This window comes from Pseudomonas frederiksbergensis, from assembly GCF_003732275.1.
GTDB lineage: Bacteria > Pseudomonadota > Gammaproteobacteria > Pseudomonadales > Pseudomonadaceae > Aquipseudomonas > Aquipseudomonas frederiksbergensis_H.
In genome coordinates this window covers 627,269-652,549 of the sequence record NZ_MOBM01000039.1, presented here as the reverse complement: position 1 = coordinate 652,549, position 25,281 = coordinate 627,269, and the positions used below count along the sequence as shown (strand labels likewise).

Here is a 25,281-nt window from a genome sequence, read left to right as displayed (position 1 = left end):
GGATCTCTCCCCCATGTTGCTCAGTTATCTTCGGCTGGTGTTGTTCGCGGCGGGCCTGTTGATCGGTGTCCAGGTGCCTGGGTTCATCAGTGACTATGCCAAGCGGGTCGAGGCGCATCTGATTGAGGCGCAGACCGGTTTGAGCGGTTTTCAGGGCACTGCCAATCAGTTTTTCAAGGGTGACATGCAGGCGCTCGTGGCCCATTACCGTGCCAGCGAAGATCCGATCTTTCGCAGCGATGCCGACAGCCTGAGCACCTTGCTCACCCGTCAACTGGCCCTCGACAAGCAATTCCAGGCCATGCAGGGCCCGTGGTACATCCGCGTCCTGCAAGTGGCCCTGGCCGCCGACCCGGATATTCGCAAGGAAACCTGGAACGGCTACAGCTATCAGATCCTGCTGACGCCGGAAGCGATGATCTGGGGCATGAGCGGCGCGTTGCTGCTGTCGTTCGGCATTGAATGCCTGTTCCGACTGATCGACTGGGTGGTGTTGGGCGGCAAGCGTTTGCGCCAGAGCCGGCCGATTGAAGACCGGGATGTGCGCGGTTTGTAAGAAAAAGATCAAAAGATCGCAGCCTTCGGCAGCTCCTGCAGCCGACTTGCCGGCGATTGCCGCGACACGAATGCCTGGCAGATCGCATCGCCGGCAAGTCGGCTCCTGTTTTTACCAATCGACCGAGTAGCTCATGCTCAGCGTGCGGCCTTCCGCGTTGGCGTACGGCGCTCTGGCGTTGGCCTGGGTGAACAGGTTCTGGTAGGTGCGGTTGGTCAGGTTGTACACGCCGCCTTCAAGACGACCGACCGGCAGTTGCACGGACCCGAGCAGGTCCACCAGCGTATAGCCTTCGATCTCGCGTCCGTTGTTGTCCTTGGCGGCGGCGTCGTAACTGGACAAATGCATGCCTTGCAGGCGCAGGGTGTAGTCGTCTTCTGTGTAGCCGACGAACAGTGTGGTCTTGGCCGGTGAGATGCGCGTAGCCGGCAGATCGATCCATTTGCCGTTCTGCTCGGTCTCGCCTTTGGCCCAGGCATAAGTGCCACCCACCGACCAGCGATCGGTCGCGCGGTAGGTCAGGCTGTTTTCAATGCCGCGAACCCGCTCTTTCTGGTTGATCAGGCGCAATACGCGATCATTGGCATCGTAGAACTGGGTCACGTCCGAGGTGTTTTCGTACACGGTGACGTCGGCCTGCCACTGGTCCCAGTTACCGCGCCAGCCCAGTTCGTAACTGTCGACCTTGATGGCCTGGGCGTTGAGACTCTGAATGTCGAAGGTGCTGCTGACATCACGCATGAAGCGCTGGATATCCGGCAGCGAAAACCCCTGGCTGTAATTGGCGAAGACGTCCTGGTTTTCACTCAGGTGGTACACCGCCCCCAGGTTGTACAGCGTGGCATCGTATTTGAGGGTGTCACCGGGCAGCGTTGCGCGTACGCCGGTCTGGACGATCTGACCATAAGCGATGCTGTCGGAGACATCGCTTTCGATCCATTCGCGGCGCACACCGCCACGCAAGGTCCAGTCACCGATGTCCCAGGACATCTGCCCAAACAGCGACTTGGTGGTGGTTTCGATGTCCGGGCCCAGCTCGTAGGTGGTGCCGGTCTTGGTGTAGTTCAGGCCATTGAGCGTGTATTGATCACCTCGTTGGCGAGAGCGCTCATTATCATAGTCGGCGCCCCAGACCAGATTGCCCGTGGCACTCCCGATCGCCGGCAGCGGCGTGTCGATGGCCGCGCGCAGTCCGTAGACATCCTGCACACTGTTGTTATCGGAGATCCCGGCCCTGCCTCGCGACAGGTCCGGAAAGAACAGTGCATCGGTGCGGCGCCAGTAGCTTTCCAGTTGCAGGCCCTGACCGTAGAAGTCCTTGTCGGCGTAGTTGAGGTTGACCGCCTGGTTATGGGTATAGGGTTGGTCGTCGAGTTTCAGCCCTTTGACGGCCACGGCTTGCTGGCGGTTTGTCGGGTCTTTTGTGTAGCCAGTGTCTTGCTGGTCCTTGTAGTCCTGCAACGACAGGCTGAGTTTTTTGTCGGCATCCAGTTCGTAACCGAAACGACCTTGCAGGTCATAGGTTTCGGTGTCCATGTTGCTGCCCTGGGAAGTGTCCTGAGGGATGCGGTTGCCGTTGCCATCGTACTGATCGTTACGCTGGGTCAGATCGGCGGAGACGTACCAGTCAAGGGCATCCTTGCGCCCCGTCGCACTCTGGAAGGCTTCGTAGGCGAAGCCTTTGCGGTTGAGGTTGTTGCCGCTGGTCAGGCCCAGTTTGCTGCTGTAGGCAATGTCCTGGCCCTGATTGCGCTTGGTGATGATGTTGATGATGCCGCCTGAAGCACCGGCACCGTAGATGCTGCTGGCGCCGGAAATCACTTCGATGCGTTCGATGCTGGCCGGGGCGATGCTGTTGAGCTGGCGGTAGTTGTCGCGCGTGGCGTTCTGCGATACGCCGTCGATCAACACCAGCATGTTGCGCCCGCGCAGGGTCTGACCGAAGTTGCTCATCCCGCCGCTGGACGGCGCAAGACCGGGAACCAATTGCCCGAGGATGTCGGAGACCCGGCGACCCGCGCCGCTCTGCTCACGGACTTGCTGTTCGTCGATCACCTGGACCGAGCCCGGAATCGAAGCAATGCTCGCTTCGCTGCGAGTAGCAGATACGACGGTGGCTTGCATGTTCAAGGTGCCGGGCTGCTGCTCGGTATCCTCGGCCCAGGTCTGGGCGCTGAAGGTACCGAGCAGCGGGATCAGCAGGGAGAGTTTGGTTCGGATCATGACGTGGTCTTTTTTAGTTGTGATAAGTGTGGGGCGATAAGGTCGAGCGGTCAGGCGCGGCGTTGAACGAGCGCACCCAGCGGATCCCGATGGCGGCGATGGCGTAGGTCAGTGCCACCAGCCAGAAACTGTGAGCCAGGCCGACCAGGCCCATGCCGATCCCGCCAAGGACGACGCCGAGCAGAGCGCCAGCCTTTGCCGCGCTGTTGCCCAGGCCCAGCGCGAAGCCCTGCTGGGTTACGGAAATGGTGTTGGCGATCAGTGCATAGGCGACGGGCAGCAGGGCGCCTTGCCAGATGCCCCAGACAAGTCGACTGACGAGAAACCCCAGCCATTCGTTGGCCAATGCCGTGGCCGCCAGCGTCAGCGCACACAGCCAGGCCACGCCTTCGATGACGCGCAAGGTGTAGGCCGGCTGCCAGCGGTCGAACAGGCGTCCCCACAGCGGTGCGGAAATCGCCAGGGTCGCGGCGCTCGCCGCGTAGGTGGCGCCGATCAGCCAACTTGGGGCATGCAGAATGTTCGCGACATACAGCGCGTAGAACGACTGCGGCATCATCTTCGCGGCCTGAATCAACACGATCACCAACAGGATTCCACCGAGCCAGCCTTTGGGCAGGGCGACCGGTTCAACCGCTTTTTTCTTCGAGGTCCGAGCCTTGTCGGCCGGCAGGAAAAAACTCCCCAGTGCGCACAGCAGGCAAATCGCCGTCGCGCCATAACAGAGCAGGGCAAACCCCGAGACGTCCATCAGCCAGCCACCCAGCACCGGGCCGATCAATGAGCCGACGGCGGTGGCCGATTGCAGGCGCGCCAAGGTGTGACCACGTCTGGAACTGTCGCAGCAGGCCAAGGCATAGGCTTGCGCGGCAGCGAGAAAACCGGCCAATGCGCCTTGCATCACGCGAATACCCACCAGCAGCCACGGGTCGAGGGTGATGGCCGCCAACCCTTGGCACAGCGCGAGTGCCAGCAACGCCCGAACAATCATTGGTTTGTGTCCGGTGCGATCCCCCAACCGGCCCCACATGGGCGTCAGGAGCATGGCCGCCAGCATCGGACCGGCATAAACCAGCGCCGATAGCAGCGCGGTGTAGCCGGCGCCCTCCGGCCCGAGCAGATGCTGGATCTGCAAGGGCCAGAACGGGCCGCTCATTTCCATTGCGCCCATGGAGACAAACTGGATGACGATCAGCAGTCGCAAGGCGCGACCGTCAGCGAGCATGGGTGTTGGGTCGCAGAGGGTTACTCAGGCGTCCGACGATGTCGGCATGGCTGTCGAGCAAGCGCATGCGCATGAACGATTTGGCGGGCCAATCCTGTTCCAGCAAGGCCTGGCGCTCGCTTTCCCAACGTGCCGGTTCAACGCGCTCGCGCAAGGTCTCGAAGCACTGCGCAACGTGCGATGCCAATCGCTCCCAAAGGATGCTCTCCGACACATTCCAGTGGCGGGCACAGAGCAAAGTCAGCTCACCGAGGTGGCACATGAAGGTGGTGTGCAAGAGTTTGTCGCGGACAAAGCCGGAGTCGTCATACAGGGTCATTTTCGGATCGTGCAGCTGGATATCCAGGCCCTTGGCATGCAGGGTTTTGCGATCGATACGAACGTCGCCGAAATCACGTAATAGCAGCCGATTCAACTGCCCGTCAGCACCCATCACCATGAAACTGTTTTGCTGATGCGCTTCGAACGCCACGCCATACATCAGGTAAATGCCCAGCAGACTCGGTACGGCAATCGACAGGTAATCCTCGAAGAACGTCAACATGGCCTCGCTGTCGTCACTGCCCTGAGCCAGCCTTACCCAATCACGCAGCAACGGTTGTTCGAATTCGTTGACGGCGAACAGACTGCCGACCGGCACCGCCAGCTCGCCTTCTTGCAGGAGGGTCAGCGGGTTGTCGCGATACAGCACGGCAGCATGCCGGGAGCGCTCGTCATCGGCCGGCAGTGGTGCGTAGTGCACGCCGATGCGCTCGGGAACGATGTTCAGCAGACGCTGAATCTGCGGCTCCTGATCGAGAATATCCAATACCAGTTGGCTGATGCGCGGCCCCATCCGGGCGGAGCGCGGTGACACGGTGCGCTGCACGCTGGTCAGTCGCAGAGCCACCGGCAGTTTGACCATCGGCGCCACGCGACTGGCCTGCGGCAGGACCGTGCGGAAGGACATGGTCGGGTGACCGGTAAAAGCCATGATGTCAGTGACAATCAGCAGGTTGTCGGCGATCTCGTTGGCGAACGAATGTGGCAGCTCTTCATGGGCTTGCCATGGGTGAGACGGAAGCGGGAGGTAATCCTTTGCATCCAGGCCCAGCTGCTGCAAATGGCGTTGCAATTGCTCGGCGGCCTGAGGGAAGTGACCTTGCCACCAGTCCCAGTAATCGGTGGTGCCGGCCAGCGCTTCGACGTGTGCGTACTGGCGGTGCAGGGCGCACAGGACGATCGGAAAACTCGCTTCGAATTCTGGCGAGAAAGCGATGACCTGAGCGGCGCTCAAGCCCAGTTTGGTCTTGTAGTTCGGGTGCCACGGATGGCCGAGCGTGCCCCACTGTTCGAGCAATGACGTAGGGTTCTGGTGGCTGGGGCCGGTTTTGAGCCAAGCGAGCAGATTGTCGTCGTATTCGGTATCGATCTGCTCTCTCAGGCGCTCGGTCCATCCATGGTGAAACGCCAGGCACAGGGTGTCGTTGCTGAAGCTGTCATCCAGCTCCCGGGCCAGACGTTCCAGTACCTGCGGGGAGGCTGGCGGGTTGAGCTGAGTGCTGAGATGAGCAAGCAGTTCGCTGGGCAACTGGATTTTTTGGGGCAGTCTGTCGGGAGTGTGCAGGACGATGCTGCCGCGTACGTCCCAGCTGTTCATTCTGCCGCCGGACAAGTGCTCGAAGCAAAGATGCGCGCCATCGCCAAGTGGCAGCCAGCAACGGCTGGAGTCGTCGTATTCGCAGGCGTCGGGGTTGATCAGATCTTCACGAAACAGCGCCTGGATCAGGCGTTGGAAACAGCGTTGGGCGGCGGGCTCCAGCGCATTGCTCAAATGATCGAGCGTGATGCGGTGGGACTGGAAAGCCTGAGTGCCAAGCGCTTCGCTCCAGTGAGCGAGCAATTGTTGCTGTTTTTGCGTGTGAGCGCGCATCAGGTCCGACTCCTTCTGGACAATTGTTTAGCTGAAAGCGCGCAGAGAATACCTCCTTGAAAAAATAATGCAAATGATAGTGGTTCGGATTTAGAGTTTGAGAAATATCCTTCAGATGCTGACCTGTGGTTTGCTCAAGACGATGTAGTGCTCGCCCACTTTCTGCGAATAGCGCTCCACGACTTGCTGACACAACGCCACGATTTCTTCGACCCATTCCACGCCAACCCGCCACGACACCACCACCTGCAAATTCGGCGGTCGCTGATCGATGGCCAGCAAGGTCAATTCCCCACGCGCCAATTCCTCGGCTACCAATACCGGCGGTAGCGCGCCAATGCCAAATCCGTCCCGTAACAATCGGGTAATCGCCGACACTGAATTCACACAGTTCAGCCGTGGCGCCATGACCCCATTGGCCTGCATCAGGCTCAAGATGTCCTGATGAGGATGGGAGTTTTTCGAATAGGTGATGATCCGCTCCCGCGCCAGATCGGCGACACCTGAATACTCGCGGTTGTAGATGGAATTGCTGGCCACGATCCAGCCCATCGGATGACTGGCCAGCTCCAGGCTGCGCACGCTTTCCTGACGCAACAAGTCGGTTTGCAAGATCAGATCGAGAAAGCCTTTTTGCAGCTGATCGCAGAGGTTGAGCGCGGTATCGGCCACCAGCTCGATTTCCACCAGCGGGTAATGATCCATCATCTGCGCCACCAACGGGCTGAGCCAGGTGTGGATGACGGTGTCCATGACGCCGATCCGGACCCGCCCGACCTTACTCGAACGCGTCTCGATCGACTGCTTGAGCGCCTGCATCGTGTCCATCATCTGCTCGGCGTATTCGAGCACTTTCAAGCCTTCAGGCGTCAGGCTCACGCCGCGAGAATCGCGCAGGAACAGCTTCACCCCGAGCTCGCCTTCGAGTACGGCGATACGGCTGGAAATCGACGCCTGGGTGGTGAAGAGCTTGTCTGCCGTCAGGCGAAAACTCTTGAGTCGGGCGACCCAGACAAAGGTCTCGAGAAACTTCAGGTTCATGGCATCAACTTTTTCTTATGCCTTGGCCGGGTTTTTATTAGTTGGACGCAGCAGGGCCAAGCGTCCAAAAATCGACGCATCCGGTTCCCACGATAGGCGTCGTCGGGGCTCAGAACAATACCAATAAAATTTGCACGGAGACTTGCCATGAGTGCGCCCGACACCCTCATTCCCAAAGCCACGGCTCGCCCGGGACCCTTCGATTGGTACCACAACATCAATAAGCAGGAACGTCGTACGTTCTGGAGCTGCAAGATCGGCTATGGCCTGGACGGCATGGACACCCAGATGCTCAGCTTCGTGGTGCCGACCCTGATTGCCATGTGGGGCATTACCACTGGCGAAGCCGGGCTGATTCACACCAGCACCTTGATCGCCTCGGCCATCGGTGGCTGGGTGGCAGGGATTCTCTCTGACCGCATCGGCCGGGTGCGCACCCTGCAACTGACCGTTCTGTGGTTTGCCTTCTTCACCTTCCTCTGCGGCTTCGCCCAGAACTACGAACAACTGTTGATCAGCCGCACGTTGATGGGCTTCGGTTTCGGCGGTGAATGGACCGCCGGCGCGGTGCTGATGGGCGAAGTGATTCGCGCCAAGGACCGTGGCAAAGCCGTCGGCATGGTGCAATCGGGATGGGCATTGGGTTGGGGGCTGACAGCGATTCTGTACGCGCTGCTATTTTCCGTATTACCGCCGGAAGACGCCTGGCGGGCATTGTTCATCCTTGGCATCGTGCCGGCGATTTTCGTGATCTTCGTCCGTCGCCTGGTCAAGGACCCGGAGATCTACCGCGAAGCCAAGGCCAAGCAAGAACCAAGCAACCCGGCCAAGTTCTACGAGATTTTCGCCCCCGGCATCCTTTTCACCACGATCCGCGCTTCGATCCTGACCACCGGCGCGCTCGGCGGTTACTACGCGATCACCTCCTGGCTGCCGACCTTTCTGAAAAACGAACGGGGCTTGAGCGTACTCGGCACCGGTGGCTATCTGGCCATGGTGATCGTCGGGTCCTACGTCGGGTACGTGATCAGCGCGTATTTGACTGACATCCTGGGTCGTAAAAAGAACTTCATTCTATTCGCGGTCGGCTCGTTCACCATTGTTCTGCTGTACACCCAATTGCCGGTCAGCAACGGCGTGATGCTCTGGCTGGGTTTCCCCCTGGGCTTCTTCGCTTCGGGGATCTTCAGCGGCATGGGTGCGTTTTTGACTGAGCTGTTTCCGACGCGGATTCGCGGCTCGGGCCAGGGTTTTTGCTACAACATCGGTCGGGCGCTGGCGGCATTGTTCCCGCTGTTGATCGGCTTGCTTAGCCAGAAGGTGCCACTGAGTGTGGGAATCGGGGCTTTCGCGGCGGTGTCTTACGGGGTAGTGATCCTGGCGGCCCTGAGCCTGCCGGAAACCCGTGGCAAGCAACTCGACGCTCAATAACCGAATATCCGGTAACTGATAATCTGAGGGGCATATGTCCTTCAGCTAAGAAGATAAAAGCCTACAGGAGTGTTCACCGTGAACCGCCTGCTATTGAACTGCGACATCGGCGAGAGTTTCGGTAACTGGACCATGGGTCTGGATGCCGAGGTCATGCCTTTCATTGATTGCGCCAACATTGCCTGCGGCTTCCACGCCGGCGACCCGAGCATCATGCGCAAGACCGTCAGCCTGGCCCTGAGCCACGGCGTGCAGATTGGTGCTCATCCGGCCTATCAGGATCTGGTGGGGTTCGGTCGCAGATCCATGGCTTACACCGCCCAGGAACTGCAGGACCTGTTGCATTACCAGATCGGCGCCCTCGACGGCATTTGCCGGGCTCAGGGCGGGCGGGTGAGTTACGTCAAACCCCACGGCGCGATGTACAACGACATGATGGCCAACCCGGCGCAACTGCGCGCGGTGATTCAGGCCGTGGCGGCCTACGACCGGACGCTGCCATTGATGCTGATGGCCACCCGCGACAACAGTGCCGCGCAGCAACTTGGCGATGAATATGGCGTGACATTGTGGTTTGAAGCCTTCGCCGATCGCGCTTACGACAGCGCAGGCAGGCTGGTTTCGCGGCAACTGCCGGGAGCCGTGCATCACGATCCCGAGAAAATCATCGAACAGGCGTTGATCATTGCTCGCGGTGACAATCTTACGGCCAGCGATGGCAGCGCCTTGCACCTGCAGGCCAACACCTTGTGCGTACACGGCGATAACGCCGGTTCGGTGGCCGCCGTGCAGCGCATTCGCGAAGCCTTGAATCAGCAGAGTGCATCATGAAACCACGGGTGGAAGTGGTGGCGCTGGATTGCCTGATGGTGCGTCTGTTCGATGAAATCAGCGAGGCCAACATGCCGTGGATGCTTGCGGCCAGCAAGCGTCTGCGAGAAGCGTTCGCCAGCCATTTGATCGATCTGGTGCCGTCCTACACGACGTTGATGGTGCATTACGATTTGATGGCGCTGAATCCGGCCCAGGCGCGGGAATTGATTGCTGAAGCCTTGATCGATCTGTCCCCCAACGCTCGCACTAGCGGTAAATGCCATGTGTTGCCGGTCTGGTATGACCTGAGTGTCGGCCCGGAACTGACGTTGCTGTCTCAGCGCAGTGGATTAACGGTGGAAGAGGTGATCCGTCGCCACAGCGAACACGAGTATCAGGTGTTCGCGTTGGGCTTCGCGCCGGGGTTCGCCTTCATGGGATTGGTGGAGGAAGTATTGGCTGCACCGCGTATGAATACTCCGCGCAAAAAAGTGGCTGCCGGCAGTGTTGGTATCGCCGAACGCCAGACGGCGGCTTATCCGGTGGTATCCCCCGGCGGCTGGAACCTGATCGGCCGCACCCCGGCCAAATTGTTCGACCGCGAGCGCGACGGCTACAGCTTGATGCAACCGGGCGACACCGTGCGTTTCGAAGCGGTCAGCCACGCAGAGTTCATCAATCTGGGCGGTGATGACACGCCGTTGGAGGCCCTGGCATGAGCCGACTGACGATTGAAGCAAGTACACCGCTGTGCCTGTTGCAGGACGCCGGGCGGTTTGGCGTGCGGCATCTGGGCGTGACCCAGGGCGGGGCGGCGGATTGGCGATCGATGTCGTGGGCCAACTGGCTGCTGGGCAATGGGCTGGATGCATCGGTGATCGAAATTACCCTCGGCGGGTTTACGGTCGTTGCCCAGGAAGATTGCGTGCTGGCGTTGGCCGGGGCGGATCTGGGGGCGCAGGTGGATGGCGAAGCATTGGCACCGTGGCGCAGTTTCAGGCTGCACAAAGGTCAGCAATTGCAATTCACTCAGCCGCGGCTTGGCGCTCGGGCTTATTTGGCGGCCCCGGGCGGATTTGATGCGCCAAAGGTGTTGGGCAGTAGCGCAACGGTGGTCCGTGAGGAGCTCGGTGGGCTGGATGGCAGGGGGCGGGCGTTGGCCAAAGATGCGCAGTTGAGCTACTCGGGGAGCTCGCTGTTACTGCTGCGGGCGTTGGCGCCCGAACAAGTGCCGGACTTCAAACTCAATGCGCCGCTGGACCTGGTGCTCGGTGCCCAGATCGGCGAGTTCAGTGGACAGAGTTTGTTCGATGCGTTCAACAGCGTCTGGACCCTCGACAGCCGCGCCGACCGCATGGGCATTCGTCTGTTGGGAACGGCGTTGCAGTATCAGGGCAAACCGATGATTTCCGAAGGCATCCCGCTGGGCGCGGTCCAGGTGCCACCGGACGGACAGCCGATTGTGCTGCTCAATGATCGGCAGACCATTGGTGGTTACCCGCGGTTGGGGGCGTTGACGCTGTTGGCATTGGCGCGGCTGGCGCAGTGTTTGCCAGGGGCGAAGGTGCGGTTGAAACCGGTGGTGCAGGACGTTGCGCACCGGGAGCAGGTCGAGTATTTGCGCCGGTTTTTGCGCCGCTAAAAGCATCGCGAGCAGGCTCGCTCCCACATTGGATTTTAGTCGTACACAAATAGTGTGTTCGCTGGAGATCAACTGTGGGAGCGAGCCTGCTCGCGATGGCGGCCGAACAGACGACGAAGATTATTTGGACAAAAACCGCATCCCTTCCTCCAACCCCCGCAACGTCAGCGGATACATCTGGTCATCGATCAAATCCCGCACGATATTGGTCGACGAGGTGTAGCCCCAGGTGTCTTTCGGGTACGGGTTGATCCAGATGAGCTTCTTGTATTTTTCCTTGAAGCGCTGCATCCACACGTAACCTGCTTCTTCGTTCCAGTGCTCGACGCTGCCGCCGGCCTGGGTGATTTCATAGGGCGCCATGGCGGCGTCGCCGATGAAGATCACTTTGTAATCGGCGCCGTACTTGTGCAACAGGTCCTGGGTGGCGGTGCGTTCGGAACTCCGGCGCATGTTGTTCTTCCACACCGATTCATAAATGAAGTTGTGGAAGTAGAAGTACTCCAGATGCTTGAACTCGGTCTTGCAGGCCGAGAACAGCTCTTCGCAGATCTTCACATGGGCGTCCATCGAGCCGCCGATGTCGAACAACAGCAACAACTTGACGGTGTTGCGCCGCTCCGGACGCATCTGGATGTTCAGTAAGCCGGCATCGCGAGCGGTGTGGTCGATGGTGCCGTCGATGTCGAGTTCTTCAGCCGCACCCTGACGGGCGAATTTACGCAGGCGCCGCAGGGCGACCTTGATGTTGCGCGTGCCCAGTTCGACCGAATCGTCGAGGTTCTTGTACTCGCGCTGATCCCAGACCTTGACCGCTTTGCCTTGACGCTTGCCGGCATCGCCGACCCGAATGCCTTCGGGGTTGAAGCCACCGGAGCCGAACGGGCTGGTGCCGCCGGTGCCGATCCACTTGTTGCCGCCGGCATGGCGTTCTTTCTGTTCTTCCAGGCGCTTCTTGAACTCTTCGATCAGCTTGTCCAGGCCGCCCAGGGACTGGATCGCGGCCCGCTCTTCATCGGTCAGGGAGCGCTCGAATTCCTTGCGCAGCCAGTCTTCCGGAATCAACGCCTGGAGGTGATCGTCGAGCTTTTCCAGGCCGTTGAAGTAGGCACCGAACGCCCGGTCGAACTTGTCGAAATGCTTTTCGTCCTTCACCAGAATCGCCCGCGACAAGTAATAGAACTCGTCCATGTCGGCGAAGGTCACGCGCTGTTTCAGCGCGTTGATCAGGTCCAGCAGCTCACGTACCGAGACCGGCACCTTGGCTGCACGCATTTCATTGAACAGGTTGAGCAGCATGGCGATCGTCTCTCTCTATCGGGACTTAGCGAGAGCCGCGACGGCTCATGAACGCCAGGCGCTCAAGCAATTGCACGTCTTGTTCATTCTTCACCAAGGCGCCTGCCAGTGGCGGAATGGCCTTGGTCGGATCGCGCTCGCGCAGCACCGCTTCGCCGATGTTGTCGGCCATCAGCAGCTTCAGCCAGTCCACCAGTTCAGAAGTCGATGGCTTCTTCTTCAGGCCCGGCACCTTGCGTACGTCGAAGAACACGTCCAGCGCTTCGCTGACCAGGTCTTTCTTGATGTTCGGATAATGCACGTCGACGATCCGTTGCATCGTGACGCGATCCGGGAAAGCGATGTAATGGAAGAAGCAGCGGCGCAGGAAGGCGTCCGGCAGCTCTTTCTCGTTGTTGGAGGTAATGATGATGATCGGGCGTTTTTTGGCCTTGATGGTCTCGTCGATCTCGTAAACGTAGAACTCCATCTTGTCGAGTTCTTGCAGCAAGTCGTTGGGGAACTCGATGTCGGCCTTGTCAATTTCGTCGATCAGCAGAATCACCCGCTCTTCGGACTCGAACGCTTCCCAGAGCTTGCCCTTTTTCAGGTAGTTGCGAACGTCGTGGACCTTCTCCGTTCCCAGCTGCGAGTCCCGCAGGCGACTGACCGCGTCGTACTCGTACAGGCCTTGATGCGCCTTGGTGGTGGACTTGATATGCCAGGTAATCAACTTGGCGCCGAAGGATTCGGCCAGTTGCTCGGCGAGCATGGTTTTGCCGGTGCCTGGCTCGCCCTTGACCAGCAGTGGCCGCTCCAGGGTGATGGCGGCGTTGACCGCCAGCTTCAGGTCATCGGTGGCGACGTAGGCCTGGGTGCCTTCGAACTTCATCTGCTAATCCTCGAACGGTACGCCGACCTGAACGAGGCAGGGCGGGGCGCAATAAATGTCAGGCTCGACTATAACGCGCTGCCCGGTCGACTGTGAACGCAGACGGCTTATTCAGTCTCTGAATGGGGCGTCACATCTTGACTCAGTCCGTATCCGGCTTGGGTCGTTCGTACTGGGCATTGAACGCCTGGATGAAACCATTACGCAAAATCTGCAAAAAAGCCTCGAATGCGCTGATATCTTTCTGATGCACGCTGCCTCTGAGCTGGACGCGCGTCGCGAACTGGTTTTTCGGCTGATTCTTCAACACATTCTCGGTGCCTCCGACGAGTGCTTCCCAGATGGAGCGAAAAATCCCTTTGTCTTTGTTCTCCACGTCCTGTTGCCAATTGAACACATCGACGTCCCGCAATAGCGGCTTGATGTAGCCGGTGAGTTGGCCCTCGTTGGCTTCGGCTTCGATCACCAGGTCACCATGGCCGGCATTGAAGTCGAACTTGCCGTAAGCCGAGGCGAAGTCGTTCATTCGTTTGAGTTCAAGGTTTCTGGCGCGCAGGCGGAACTCGAAGTTCTGGAAGTCGCTCAGCGGATCGAAGGTTGCCGTTGTTTCCAGCGGTGCATGTCCCAGCAACAGAGCTTTGCCGTCGAAACGGGCGTCGCGTTTGCCTTTGGTGTCGACCACATTGGTCAGGTTGTAAATGCTGGCATTCACCTGAGTGGCATTCATGTTCACGGGTGGTTTTGAATTGAAGTTTCGAAAGGTGACCCGCCCATCGTTGATCCGCACTTCGTTCAGGGTTATTGGCAGCAATTTTTCCAATTGTGCCCGCCAGTCGGTGCCCTGACCGGTCTGGGAGTTTTTCTTGTTGGCACCGCCGTCGACGAAGTTCACCTCGGGTTTGTCGAACTGCGCCTCGGCCACCACGGCGTGGTCGTACCAGAGCGAGTGCCAGCTGACGGACAGGTCGATCAATGGCGCGTTGACGAAAGGCACAGGGACCTTGCCATTGACCTTGACGATTTTCAGGCCGTTGATTTTGTAGGCGCCGCGCCACAGGGCCAGGTCGACGTCGGTAATCTGGCCGCGGTAGTCACCCATGTTCGCCAATCTCTCGTTGAGGTAATCGCGCACCATGTAGGGCAGGGCAATGTGCAGGGCAACCAGCAGCAGAACGAGGCCGGCGAGGGTCCACAGGGGCCAACTGTATCGACGCTTCATGACGACAAATCTCTGGCTGTATAAAGCGATTGACTGCTGGGGTAAGCGGACGTTCGACTGACTGGACGACCACGGGTAACAGGCATACCTTGGACAGCTAATTCAACGCTGTATAAGGACCCAGCCATGAGCCGTATTTATGCTGACAACGCCCATTCCATTGGCAATACGCCGCTGGTGCAGATCAACCGTATCGCCCCGCGCGGTGTCACCATCCTGGCCAAGATCGAAGGGCGCAACCCCGGTTATTCGGTCAAGTGCCGGATCGGGGCGAACATGATCTGGGAGGCTGAAAGCAGCGGTAAACTCAAGCCTGGCATGACCATCATCGAACCGACTTCGGGCAATACCGGCATTGGCCTGGCGTTCGTTGCCGCCGCCCGCGGTTACCGGCTGGTGTTGACGATGCCCGCGTCCATGAGCATCGAACGACGCAAGGTGCTTAAAGCCCTTGGTGCCGAACTGGTGTTGACGGAGCCGGCCAAAGGCATGAAAGGCGCGATCGAGAAGGCCGCCGAAATCCTCGCCAGTGATCCATCGACCTACTTCATGCCGGCGCAGTTCGAAAACCCGGCTAACCCGGCCATCCACGAAAAAACCACCGGCCCGGAAATCTGGAACGACACCGACGGCGCAGTCGACGTTCTGGTGGCGGGTGTCGGGACAGGTGGAACCATTACCGGGGTTTCGCGGTATATCAAGAATACCCAGGGCAAACCGATAATCTCGGTGGCGGTGGAGCCGCTGGTGTCTCCAGTGATCACCCAGACGATCGCCGGGGAAGAGATCAAACCGAGCCCTCACAAAATCCAGGGCATTGGCGCCGGTTTTGTGCCGAAGAACCTGGACTTGTCGATGGTTGACCGGGTCGAGCTGGTCAGCGACGACGAATCCAAGGCGATGGCCCGGCGCTTGATGCAGGAAGAAGGGATTTTGAGCGGTATCTCGTGCGGCGCCGCCATGGCGGTGGCTGTACGGCTGGCCGAAACCCCGGAAATGCAGGGCAAGACCATCGTGGTGATCCTGCCCGACTCTGGCGAACGCTACCTGTCGAGCATGCTGTTTAGTGACCTGTTTACCGAACAGGAAAATCAACCGTAGGAGCTGCCAAAGGCTGCGATCTTTTGATTCTCGTGTAAAAGGGGTTGATTCAGGTCAGCCCCTGTTCAGGAACCTTATGTTAAGAAGTGCTTTATTGCGCAATCCTTAACACTGAATGTTGAGTTATGTGGGTTTTTCCCGAGGCCGGTAGTGTTTATCATGGCCGACTGCTACGTCGGGTAAATGGCGTTGTGCGGAGTTACCTATCCTGAAGGAGTCGTAGATGAGCTTTTCTTTTGTCGCGAAGGCGTCGGTGTTGCTGCTATTCCTGGGCAGCACACTCTATGTCCACTTGCGTGGCAAGGCGCGATTGCCGGTCCTGCGTCAGTTCGTCAATCATTCGGCCCTGTTCGCGCCTTACAACGCCTTGATGTATCTGTTCTCCGGCGTACCGTCCAAACCCTATCTGGACCGCAGCAAGTTCCCGGAACTGGATGTGCTCAGGGACAACTGGGAAGTTATCCGTGACGAAGCCATGCACTTGTTCGACGAGGGCTACATTCGCGCCGCCGAAAAGAACAACGACGCCGGTTTTGGTTCGTTCTTCAAGAAGGGCTGGAAGCGTTTCTACCTCAAGTGGTACGACAAACCGCTGCCATCGGCCGAAGCCTTGTGCCCGAAAACCGTGGCGTTGGTCAGCAGTATTCCCAACGTCAAAGGCGCCATGTTCGCGCTGCTACCGGGTGGCAGTCACCTCAACCCGCATCGCGACCCGTTCGCCGGTTCCCTGCGTTATCACCTTGGGTTGTCGACACCGAACTCCGATCATTGCCGCATCTTCGTCGACGGTCAGGTTTACGCCTGGCGTGATGGGGAAGATGTGATGTTCGATGAAACCTACGTGCATTGGGTCAAGAACGAAACCGAGCAAACCCGGGTCATCCTGTTCTGCGACATCGAGCGACCGCTGAGCAATCGCCTCATGACCCGTATCAACCGCTGGATCAGCGGCTTGCTGGGGCGCGCCACTGCACCCCAGAACCTTGATGATGAACGCGTTGGCGGGATCAACCAGGCCTACGCCTGGAGCAAGAACTCAAGCGACAAATTCAGCGGCGTGATCAAACAGTGGAAGCGTCGTAACCCCAAGGCCTACCGCGTACTGCGGCCGGTGCTGGCGGTGGCGGTGTTGACGTTGTTGGGGTATTGGCTGTTTGGTTGAGGCCGATTACGGGATGAAAAACCGCTCCTGGAGAGCGGTTTTTTTTGCCCGCGAGTTTTAGGGACGCCCGGCGAGCAGGCTAGGTTCTTCGGTTTCGGTACCCATTGCAACAACCTGCAGAATGCGCCGTTGACTGGCTGTCAGTTCTACCGCAATAGACTTTTTTGTAGTGGATGAGCTCTTCCTTGTGGGGGATTTTTTGATCACTTTGCGCATCTTCCCTCCGTTCCCTGGGCATTTGATCTCTTGCATTCCATGTCCCCATCACGGGCGATTCCATTTCTCCCAGAGTAACCAGCGCTTCCCTGGCTGTCCTTACTGGCCCTTTGTCCAAGTCATTGCAATCCATGTCACACGCTGGTTATAGTCGGCGCTCTGTGGTTTCCTGAACCACGCTTTCACCCATCAAAAAAAGATCAGCCCATGCCAGCTTCCCTCATCAACGCGGTAGTCGATTCAGCGGTCAACGCTGGCGTCGTGCCGTGCGGGAATCAGCAGCCTGCGCAGATCAGTCATTACCCTCCACCTGTCAGTAGCACGCCGGTGTGCGCAGTCGTATCACCGCCAGGCGTTGGCTTCTCGGGCTGATCAGCTTTTTTCTGCTGTTCCCATGCCCGTTTGAAAAGCGCCTGAAAAAACTACTGAATTTCAGCCTCGGCTGAGTTGGCTTTTTGCCTGACTACAGGTGGTATTCATGTTTGTCCTTTCGAAAAAAACCGCGCTCGCGGCGGCGTCCACGAGCCTGTTCGTTCTGCTGTGGAGCAGCGGGGCGATCTTCTCCAAATGGGGCCTGGCCCATGCGTCACCCTTTGCCTTTCTGCTGGTTCGTTTCGCCATTGCCTTGTGCGGGCTGGTGCTACTGGCGCCGTTGCTCAAGCTGAAACTGCCCAAGGGCGGCAAGCCGATGTTGTATGCGATGGCCACGGGCGTGGTGTTGCTGGGTGCTTATCAGATTTTCTATCTGCTGGCTCTCGACCTCAAAGTCACACCGGGTGTGATGGCAACCATCATGGGCGTGCAACCGATTCTCACCGTAGTGATCATGGAGCGGCACCGATCAATAAGCCGGATGTTCGGTCTGGCGTTGGGCCTGGTCGGGTTGATCATGGTGGTTTACCAGGGCATTGGTTTGGCCGGTATGTCTTTGGCGGGCATGCTCTTCGGTTTGCTGGCGCTGGCGAGCATGACCTTCGGTTCGATCATGCAGAAGCGCATCACCGACAATCCCCTCGGCACGCTGCCGGTGCAGTACCTGGCGGGGTTGTTGCTCTGCGGGATCTTCGTGCCGTTCCAGCCGTTTCACGTCGAACACAGCACAGGGTTCATCGTGCCGGTGTTGTGGATGGGGTTGGTGGTATCAGTGCTGGCGACGCTGCTGCTGTATCGACTGATCGCCCGGGGCAATCTGGTGAATGTCACCAGCCTGTTCTACCTGGTGCCGGCAGTGACGGCGGTGATGGATTACCTGTTTTTCGGCAACCGACTGGCGGCGTTGAGTCTGTTGGGCATGGGGCTGATCATCGTCGGCCTGATGTTTGTGTTCCGTAAGAGCGCTTGAAGCCGAAAGGCCGCTCCAGGCACAGCTCCCGCACTGGATCTTCGATCCAATGCAGGAGCTGGCGTAGCCTGCGATCTTTTCGGGGCCACCGGAGAGCAAGATCAAAAGATCGCAGCCTTCGGCAGCTCCTACGGGGGAATGCATTTCCAGTGTAGGAGCGAGGCTTACCCGCGAAGGCGTCATCAGCAACACCCCATCACTACCGGGCAGCCACCTCAGCCGTCTTCACCACCGCCGGCTTCAACACCAACCACAACGCCACTGCAATCAACACCCCGCCATAGAGGTGCGCCATCGACAATGGCTCATCCAGCAGCAACGCCCCCCACAACACCCCGAACGGCGGGATCATGAAGGTCACGGTCATGGATTTCACCGGGCCAACCGAAGTCAGCAAACGGAAGTAAATAATGTAGGCAAAGGCCGTGCATACCAAACCCAACCCCAGCAACGACAACCAGACATTCCAGCCGCCCCAGCTCGCCGGTGGCTGGCTGATCACGCTGTAGCCAAACAGCGGCAGCAACAACAACGTCGCGCCGAGCATGCTGCCCAGCGCCGAAAGGCGACTGTCGAGGCCGCCGGCATGGTCGAGCCAGCGCCGGGCGAGGAACCCGGCAAAGCCATAGCAGGTGGTGGCCATCAGACACGCGAGCGCGCCCATCAGCAGTTCCAGGTTGAACGCTACCGGCCCGGCCCGGGTGAGGATGCCGACGCCGAACAGGCCGAGAAATACTCCACCCAACTTGGCGGCGGTGAGTTTTTCATGGAAGAACAGGCCGCCGATCAATACCCCCATCAAAGGCGTGGTGGCGTTGAAAATCGCCGAGTAACCGGCCGGTAGCACTTGGGCGGCCACGGAATAGAGGGTTGCTGGAATCCCGGAGTTGATCATCCCGAGCAGCATCACCGTCTTGAGCTTGCCTTTGAAATCCCAGCTGATGCGCATCAGCCCAAGGATCACCAGCAGCCCGACGGCGGCAATCGACACGCGAAAAAAAGCAGTGGGGATTGTGCCAATCACTGGGGCAATAACGCGCATGAACAGAAAACTCGCACCCCAAATGGCGGCAAGCGACAACATACGCAGGATATCGACGGGGTTCACAGCACTTTCCTTCCTTGATTGGCGCGCAAGTGTCGCGCCAGTCAGGGCACAAGGCAATGGTTGCGTTGCTTCATACAGGGCCACTAAGCTCAGACTCCAACGACAAGAACAGCCGCCGAGGTTTTACCTATGCCGCAGCAATGGCCAGCCGCCGACATCGCCCGAACGATCCTCGATGGCTTTGACGATTACCGCGAGCATTTCCGTCAGATCACCGACGGCGCCCGAGCCCGTTTCGAGCAGGCCCAGTGGCAGGAAACGCAAGTCGCGTCGGCGGCGCGAATCAACCTCTACGAGGAAAAGGTCGGCGAAACGGTAGGGCGCTTGCACGCGTCGTTCGCGACCGAGGTGCTGATGGATGTCAGCAACTGGCCGCTGGTCAAAAGCGCTTACATCAGCTTGATCGACCTGCGCTTCGACGATGAACTGTCCGAGACCTGGTACAACTCGATTTTCTGCGGGCTGTTCAGCCATGACCTGATCAGCGACGGCTGCATGTTCATCCACACCACCCGGCCGAGCCTGCGCCGCGCCCGGGCCGCGCAAACCCGCACCTACAAGCCGCAGGGGCAGTTGGCCGGCATGCTCACGAGCATCTTTGCCGACTACCGCTTCAGCGAAGATTACGCCGATCTTTCCGGCGACCTGCGTCGCCTCGAAGCGCAATTGCGCGAGAACCTGCCGGACTGGGTCTGCAAGGACCCGGAGCTGAGTGTCGAGCTGTTTTCCTCGGTGCTTTACCGCAACAAGGGCGCCTATCTGGTGGGGCGCATTTACACCCATGACGAGCAATGGCCGCTGGTGATTCCGCTGCTGCACCGCGAAGGTCGGGGCATCCAGATCGATGCGCTGATCACCGACGAGGCGGAGGTGTCGATCATCTTCTCCTTCACCCGTTCGTACTTCATGGTCGATGTGCCGGTGCCGGCGGAATTCATCGGCTTTCTCAAACGCATCCTGCCGGGCAAGCACATCGCCGAGCTGTACACCTCGATCGGCTTCTACAAGCATGGCAAGTCCGAGTTCTATCGGGCGCTGATCAATCACCTGGCCAACACCGACGATCAGTTCATCATGGCCCCCGGCGTGCGCGGCATGGTCATGAGCGTGTTTACCTTGCCGGGCTTCAACACCGTCTTCAAGATCATCAAGGACCGCTTTTCACCGTCGAAAAACGTCGACCGCGCCACGGTGATCGAAAAGTATCGCCTGGTGAAAAGCGTCGACCGGGTCGGGCGCATGGCCGATACCCAGGAGTTCGCCGACTTCCGTTTCCCGTTGAGCAAGTTCGAGCCGGCATGCCTGGAAGAGTTGCTCGAAGTGGCCGCGTCCACGGTATCGCTGGAAGGTGACACGGTGCTGATTCGCCACTGCTGGACCGAACGCCGGATGACGCCGCTGAACCTCTATCTGGAACACGCCAACGAGGCGCAGGTTCGCGAGGCGCTGGAGGATTACGGTCTGGCGATCAAGCAACTGGCGGCGGCGAACATTTTCCCCGGCGACATGTTGCTGAAGAATTTTGGCGTCACCCGTCACGGTCGTGTGGTGTTTTATGACTACGACGAGATCTGCTTCCTGACCGAAGCCAACTTCCGCCACATCCCGCAACCGCGCACACCGGAAGATGAAATGGCCTCCGAACCGTGGTACTCGATCGGGCCACTGGATGTATTCCCCGAGGAGTTTCCACCGTTCCTGTTTGCCGATTCGGGGCAACGAAAGTTGTTCGATCAGTTGCATGGCGAGTTGTACAACGCTGATTACTGGAAGAGTTTGCAGGAGGCAATTCGAGCGGGGAAGGTGATTGATGTGTTCCCGTATCGGCGCAAGGGCCTCGATAACGAGTAGCCCGCCTGAGTGAACACACTGTGGCGAGGGAGCTTGCTCCCGCTGGGTCGCGAAGCGACCCCAAAACCATTCATCTCGGAACTTCAGGCAAACCGCGATGACAGGATTACGACTGCTTCGCAGCCGAACGGGAGCAAGCTCCCTCGCCACAAAAGCGCGTCACTCAGCGCCTCAAATCTGCGACAATCCGCCCCCTGCGCCACTAGACGACTTTTGCGTACCTGATGACTGACGAATCGCCTTCCATCGACAAACTGCTGAAAAACCTCGATCACGCCATGCTCGCCGACCGCCACCGGCTGCGGCGGCAGTTGCTTGAGCTGCGCAAGAAACCTGACGAGGCCAAACTGGCCCAGTGGGTGACGCGCACGCAGGCGTCCTGTGATCAGGTGTTGGCGCGGCGCGCCAGCCTGCCGGTGATTCGTTACGACGACAGCCTGCCGATCGCCGCCAAGCGCGACGAAATCAAAGCCGCGCTGCTCAAGCATCAGGTGCTGATCATTGCCGGCGAAACCGGGTCGGGTAAAACCACCCAGTTGCCGAAAATCTGCCTGGAAATCGGCCGCGGCCAGCATGGTCTGATCGGCCACACCCAGCCCCGTCGAATCGCCGCGCGCAGCGTGGCGAGCCGGGTCGCTGAAGAATTGGCGACACCGCTGGGCGCGCTGGTCGGTTATCAGGTGCGGTTTGAGGACCAGAGCGATTCCAACACTCTGATCAAACTGATGACCGACGGCATCCTGCTGGCGGAAACCCAGAACGACCGCTACCTCGAACGCTACGACACGATCATCGTCGACGAAGCCCACGAACGCAGCCTGAACATCGACTTCCTGCTCGGTTACCTGAAAACCCTGCTGCCGCGTCGTCCGGATCTGAAAGTCATCATCACTTCGGCGACCATCGACCTCGAGCGTTTTTCCAAGCATTTCGATGATGCGCCGATTGTCGAGGTCTCCGGCCGTACCTTCCCGGTAGAAACCTGGTATCGCCCGCTGACCCTGGAGCAGGACGAGGAGGGCAACCGTGTCGAGGATGACCTGACCGTGGATCAGGCGATCCTCGCCACCCTCGACGAAATTGCCGCGTTCGAACGCAGTGAGCGCAAGAGCCCCGGCGATGTGCTGGTGTTCCTGCCCGGCGAGCGGGAGATTCGCGACGCCGCCGACATGCTGCGCAAGGCCCAACTCAAACACACCGAGATTCTGCCGTTGTACGCGCGGCTGTCGCCGGCCGAGCAGCAGCGGATTTTCCAGTCGCACCCTGGGCGTCGCGTGGTACTGGCGACCAACGTCGCCGAAACCTCGCTGACGGTGCCGGGCATTCGTTACGTGATCGACAGCGGCACCGCGCGCATCAGCCGTTACAGCTACCGCGCCAAGGTCCAGCGCCTACCCATCGAAGCGATTTCCCAGGCCAGCGCCAACCAGCGTAAAGGCCGTTGCGGGCGGGTCGAGCCGGGTATTTGCATCCGCCTCTACAGCGAAGAAGATTTCATCGGTCGGCCGGAATTCACCGACCCGGAAATCCTGCGGACCAACCTCGCAGCAGTCATTCTGCAGATGCTTCATCTGCGCCTCGGCGAGATCACCGACTTCCCGTTTATCGAGCCGCCTGACGGCAAAGCCATCAGCGATGGTTTCAACCTGCTGCAAGAACTCTCGGCGGTGGACCGCAACAGTCAGCTGACGCCGCTTGGTCGCCAACTGGCGCGGCTGCCGGTGGACCCGCGCATGGGCCGCATGCTGCTGGAAGCGGCGAAACTTGGCAGCTTGCAGGAAGTGCTGATCGTCGCCAGCGCCATGTCGATTCAGGACCCGCGCGAACGTCCGCCGGAGCGTCAGCAAGCGGCGGATCAGGCCCACGCCCAGTGGAAAGACGTGGACTCGGACTTCGCCGGGCTGGTTAATCTGTGGCGTGGTTTTGAAGAGCAGCGCCAGGCGCTGACGGCCAGTCCGCTGCGTAACTGGTGCCGCAAGAATTTTCTGAATTACCTGCGCCTGCGCGAGTGGCGCGACTCCCATCGTCAGTTGAGCCTGATCTGCCGCGACATGCAGTTGAGCCTCAACAAAGAGCCGGCGGATTACCCGAAACTGCACAAAGCCGTGCTCTCCGGATTGCTCAGCCAGATCGGCCAGAAAACCGAAGACGGCGATTACCTCGGCGCCCGTCAGCGGCGCTTCTGGATTCACCCGTCGTCGGGCCTGGGCAAGAAGCGTCCACAATGGCTGATGACCGCCGAACTGGTGGAAACCACCAAACTCTACGCGCGGATGGTCGCCAAGATCGACGCCGACTGGATCGAGCCGCTGGCCGGGCACCTGATCAAGAAAAACCACTTCGAACCCCACTGGGAGAAGAAGCGCGGTCAGGTCGTGGCTTTCGAGCAAATCACCCTGTTCGGGCTGATCGTGGTCGGGCGTCGGCCGGTGCATTACGGGCCGATCGACCCGGTGGTGTCTCGTGAATTTTTTATTCGCGAAGGTCTGGTGCGTGGCGAGATTCAATCCAAAGCCAAGTGTTTGTCTGCCAATGCACAGTTGTTGGAACAGCTCGACGAACTGGAAGCCAAGGCCCGCCGCCGCGACATCCTCGCCGACGAAGAAACCTTGTTCGCCTTCTACGATGCGCGACTGCCGGCAGAGATTCACCAGACCGCGACTTTCGACAGCTGGTACCGGGTCAACAGCCAGAAAGATCCGCAGTTGCTGATCATGCGCGAAGAAGACGTGCTGGCTCGCGAAGCCAGCGAGGTCACCGCCGCGCATTACCCGGATACCCTGCACATCGGCGATCTGGAACTGGCGCTGAGTTATCACTTCGAGCCCAACCATCCCCGTGATGGCGTGACCTTGCGCGTGCCGGCGCCGCTGTTGCCGATGTTGCCGCCGGAACGTCTGGAATGGCTGGTGCCGGGGGTGATCGAGGCCAAGTGCATCGCGCTGGTGCGCAACCTGCCCAAGGCTCTGCGCAAGAATTTCGTGCCGGTGCCGGACTTCGTCAAAGCCGCGTTGCAGCGCATCACGTTTGCCGAGGGCTCGTTGCCTTTGGCGCTGGGCCGCGAGTTGTTGCGCATGACCGGTGCGCGGGTCAGCGATGAAGCCTGGGCCGAAGCCTCGCAGCAGGTCGAAAGCCATTTGCGGATGAATCTGGAAATCGTCGACGGTCAGGGCAAGTTTCTCGGCGAAGGCCGTGACTTGGCCGAACTGACCGCACGCTTTGCCGAGGCCAGTCAGGCTGCGTTGGCGGTACCGCAAACGGCGAAGAGCCAACAACCGGTGGAGCCGAAAGTCTTTGCCGCCGTGGCCGAAAAAACCCAGCAGAAAATCGCCGGGCTATCGATGACGGTGTATCCGGCGCTGGTGGAAGAGGGCGGCACCGTCAAGGAAGGTCGATTCTCGACCCCGGCCGAAGCCGAGTTCCAGCATCGCCGGGCCTTGCAGCGTTTGCTGATGCAGCAATTGGCGGAACCGGCGAAGTTCCTGCGCGGCAAGTTGCCGGGGCTGACCGAGTTGGGCCTGATGTACCGCGAACTGGGGCGCATCGACAGCCTGGTGGAAGACATTCTGCTGGCCAGTCTCGACAGCTGCATTCTCGACGGTGAAGACCCATTGCCACGCGATGGCGCCGGACTGGCGTCGCTGGCTGAGCGTAAACGCGGTGGCTGGACCGAGCACGCCGAACGGTTGGCCAAGCTGACGCTGGAGATTCTCAAACTGTGGCATGGCCTGCAAAAACGCTTCAAGGGCAAGATCGATCTGGCGCAAGCCGTGGCCTTGAACGACATCAAGCAGCAGCTCAGTCATCTGGTGTATCCGGGGTTCGTGCGTGAAACGCCGATGCCGTGGCTCAAGGAACTGCCGCGTTACCTCAAGGCTGTCGAGCAACGTTTCGAAAAACTCGGCGCTCAGGTGCAGAAAGACCGGGTCTGGAGTGGTGAGTTGTCCGGCCTCTGGGCTCAATACCAGACCCGCGCCAACAAACACGCCCAGGAAGGCAAGCGCGATCCGCAGCTGGAACTCTATCGCTGGTGGCTGGAGGAATACCGGGTCTCGCTGTTCGCGCAGCAATTGGGGACCAAGGTACCGATCTCCGACAAGCGCCTGAACAAGCAATGGAGCCAGGTCGAACCTTGATCCTGTGGGAGCCGGTGTGGCGAGGGGGCTTGCCCCCGTTGGGTGGCGAAGCCGCCCCAAACCTGCGGCCCCGGTGTATCAGTTATACCGAGTGCGCTGGTTTTACGACTGCTACGCAGCCGAACGGGGGCAA

The 25,281-nt window shown here is 59.5% G+C and carries 19 protein-coding genes; 11 read left to right on the top strand and 8 right to left on the bottom strand.

Annotation, left to right across the window (positions count from 1 at the left end; genetic code table 11):
• Positions 1–13 precede the first annotated feature (13 nt).
• The gene (locus BK662_RS29090) at positions 14–556 is read left to right on the top strand and encodes a DUF2937 family protein (protein WP_008067554.1); all 543 of its coding nucleotides are present in this window, start codon (positions 14–16) and stop codon (positions 554–556) included.
• Between the two features lie 111 nt (positions 557–667).
• Here BK662_RS29090 and BK662_RS29085 read toward each other — a convergent pair whose 3' ends face one another.
• The 4 genes from BK662_RS29085 to BK662_RS29070 form a co-directional block, all read right to left on the bottom strand.
• On the bottom strand, positions 668–2,779 hold the full coding sequence (locus BK662_RS29085) for a TonB-dependent receptor (RefSeq protein WP_123360394.1): 2,112 nt from the start codon (positions 2,777–2,779) through the stop codon (positions 668–670).
• Between the two features lie 13 nt (positions 2,780–2,792).
• Positions 2,793–4,004, bottom strand: a complete 1,212-nt coding sequence (locus BK662_RS29080; protein WP_123360393.1) for an MFS transporter — start codon at positions 4,002–4,004, stop codon at positions 2,793–2,795.
• A complete protein-coding gene (locus tag BK662_RS29075; RefSeq protein WP_123360392.1) occupies positions 3,994–5,916 on the bottom strand; it encodes an IucA/IucC family protein in 1,923 nt (640 codons plus the stop codon). Before BK662_RS29075 ends, BK662_RS29080 begins: the two co-directional genes overlap by 11 nt.
• Before the next feature lie 111 nt (positions 5,917–6,027).
• A complete protein-coding gene (locus BK662_RS29070; protein WP_123360391.1) occupies positions 6,028–6,957 on the bottom strand; it encodes a LysR family transcriptional regulator in 930 nt (309 codons plus the stop codon).
• A 147-nt stretch (positions 6,958–7,104) separates the two neighbouring features.
• On the opposite strand from BK662_RS29070, the gene BK662_RS29065 reads away from it, so the two are divergent.
• The 4 genes from BK662_RS29065 to BK662_RS29050 all read left to right on the top strand — a co-directional run bounded on the left by BK662_RS29065 (position 7,105) and on the right by BK662_RS29050 (position 10,843).
• Positions 7,105–8,388 (top strand): MFS transporter, encoded by a 1,284-nt coding sequence (locus BK662_RS29065; protein ID WP_123360390.1) that lies wholly within the window; start codon positions 7,105–7,107, stop codon positions 8,386–8,388.
• Positions 8,389–8,466: 78 nt separating this feature from the next.
• Positions 8,467–9,219: a 5-oxoprolinase subunit PxpA gene (locus BK662_RS29060; RefSeq protein WP_123360389.1), complete on the top strand. Its 753-nt coding sequence runs from the start codon at positions 8,467–8,469 to the stop codon at positions 9,217–9,219.
• The gene (gene pxpB / locus BK662_RS29055; RefSeq protein ID WP_123360388.1) at positions 9,216–9,920 is read left to right on the top strand and encodes a 5-oxoprolinase subunit PxpB; all 705 of its coding nucleotides are present in this window, start codon (positions 9,216–9,218) and stop codon (positions 9,918–9,920) included. Before BK662_RS29060 ends, pxpB begins: the two co-directional genes overlap by 4 nt.
• On the top strand, positions 9,917–10,843 hold the full coding sequence (locus BK662_RS29050; protein WP_123360387.1) for a 5-oxoprolinase subunit C family protein: 927 nt from the start codon (positions 9,917–9,919) through the stop codon (positions 10,841–10,843). The genes pxpB and BK662_RS29050 overlap by 4 nt, the downstream gene beginning before the upstream one ends.
• 120 nt (positions 10,844–10,963) lie before the next feature.
• On the opposite strand, the gene BK662_RS29045 is transcribed toward BK662_RS29050, so the two are convergent.
• From BK662_RS29045 to BK662_RS29035, 3 genes are all read right to left on the bottom strand, one after another.
• Positions 10,964–12,142, bottom strand: coding sequence for a vWA domain-containing protein (locus tag BK662_RS29045; RefSeq protein WP_123360386.1), 1,179 nt, complete (start codon positions 12,140–12,142; stop codon positions 10,964–10,966).
• A gap of 25 nt (positions 12,143–12,167) precedes the next feature.
• Complete coding sequence (locus BK662_RS29040) at positions 12,168–13,013, bottom strand: AAA family ATPase (RefSeq protein WP_038979370.1); 846 nt, start codon at positions 13,011–13,013, stop codon at positions 12,168–12,170.
• Positions 13,014–13,155: 142 nt separating this feature from the next.
• Positions 13,156–14,232, bottom strand: a complete 1,077-nt coding sequence (locus BK662_RS29035) for a DUF748 domain-containing protein (protein WP_123360385.1) — start codon at positions 14,230–14,232, stop codon at positions 13,156–13,158.
• 126 nt (positions 14,233–14,358) lie between these two features.
• Here BK662_RS29035 and cysK point away from each other — a divergent pair, with 126 nt between their 5' ends.
• From cysK to BK662_RS29015, 4 genes are all read left to right on the top strand, one after another.
• Entirely contained in the window at positions 14,359–15,333 is a 975-nt protein-coding gene (gene cysK, locus BK662_RS29030; protein WP_123360384.1) for a cysteine synthase A, read from the top strand.
• Positions 15,334–15,556: 223 nt separating this feature from the next.
• Positions 15,557–16,495: an aspartyl/asparaginyl beta-hydroxylase domain-containing protein gene (locus tag BK662_RS29025; protein ID WP_123360383.1), complete on the top strand. Its 939-nt coding sequence runs from the start codon at positions 15,557–15,559 to the stop codon at positions 16,493–16,495.
• A 423-nt stretch (positions 16,496–16,918) separates the two neighbouring features.
• Positions 16,919–17,083: a hypothetical protein gene (locus tag BK662_RS34975; RefSeq protein ID WP_165353262.1), complete on the top strand. Its 165-nt coding sequence runs from the start codon at positions 16,919–16,921 to the stop codon at positions 17,081–17,083.
• Positions 17,084–17,189: 106 nt separating this feature from the next.
• A complete protein-coding gene (locus BK662_RS29015; protein ID WP_123360381.1) occupies positions 17,190–18,053 on the top strand; it encodes a DMT family transporter in 864 nt (287 codons plus the stop codon).
• Positions 18,054–18,252: 199 nt separating this feature from the next.
• Here BK662_RS29015 and BK662_RS29010 read toward each other — a convergent pair whose 3' ends face one another.
• The gene (locus BK662_RS29010) at positions 18,253–19,161 is read right to left on the bottom strand and encodes a DMT family transporter (protein ID WP_123360380.1); all 909 of its coding nucleotides are present in this window, start codon (positions 19,159–19,161) and stop codon (positions 18,253–18,255) included.
• Between the two features lie 129 nt (positions 19,162–19,290).
• Between BK662_RS29010 and aceK the strand changes: the two genes are divergently transcribed.
• Both aceK and hrpA read left to right on the top strand, forming a co-directional pair.
• Entirely contained in the window at positions 19,291–21,012 is a 1,722-nt protein-coding gene (gene aceK, locus BK662_RS29005; RefSeq protein ID WP_123360379.1) for a bifunctional isocitrate dehydrogenase kinase/phosphatase, read from the top strand.
• Between the two features lie 224 nt (positions 21,013–21,236).
• Complete coding sequence (hrpA, locus tag BK662_RS28995) at positions 21,237–25,148, top strand: ATP-dependent RNA helicase HrpA (RefSeq protein WP_123360378.1); 3,912 nt, start codon at positions 21,237–21,239, stop codon at positions 25,146–25,148.
• Positions 25,149–25,281 lie beyond the last annotated feature (133 nt).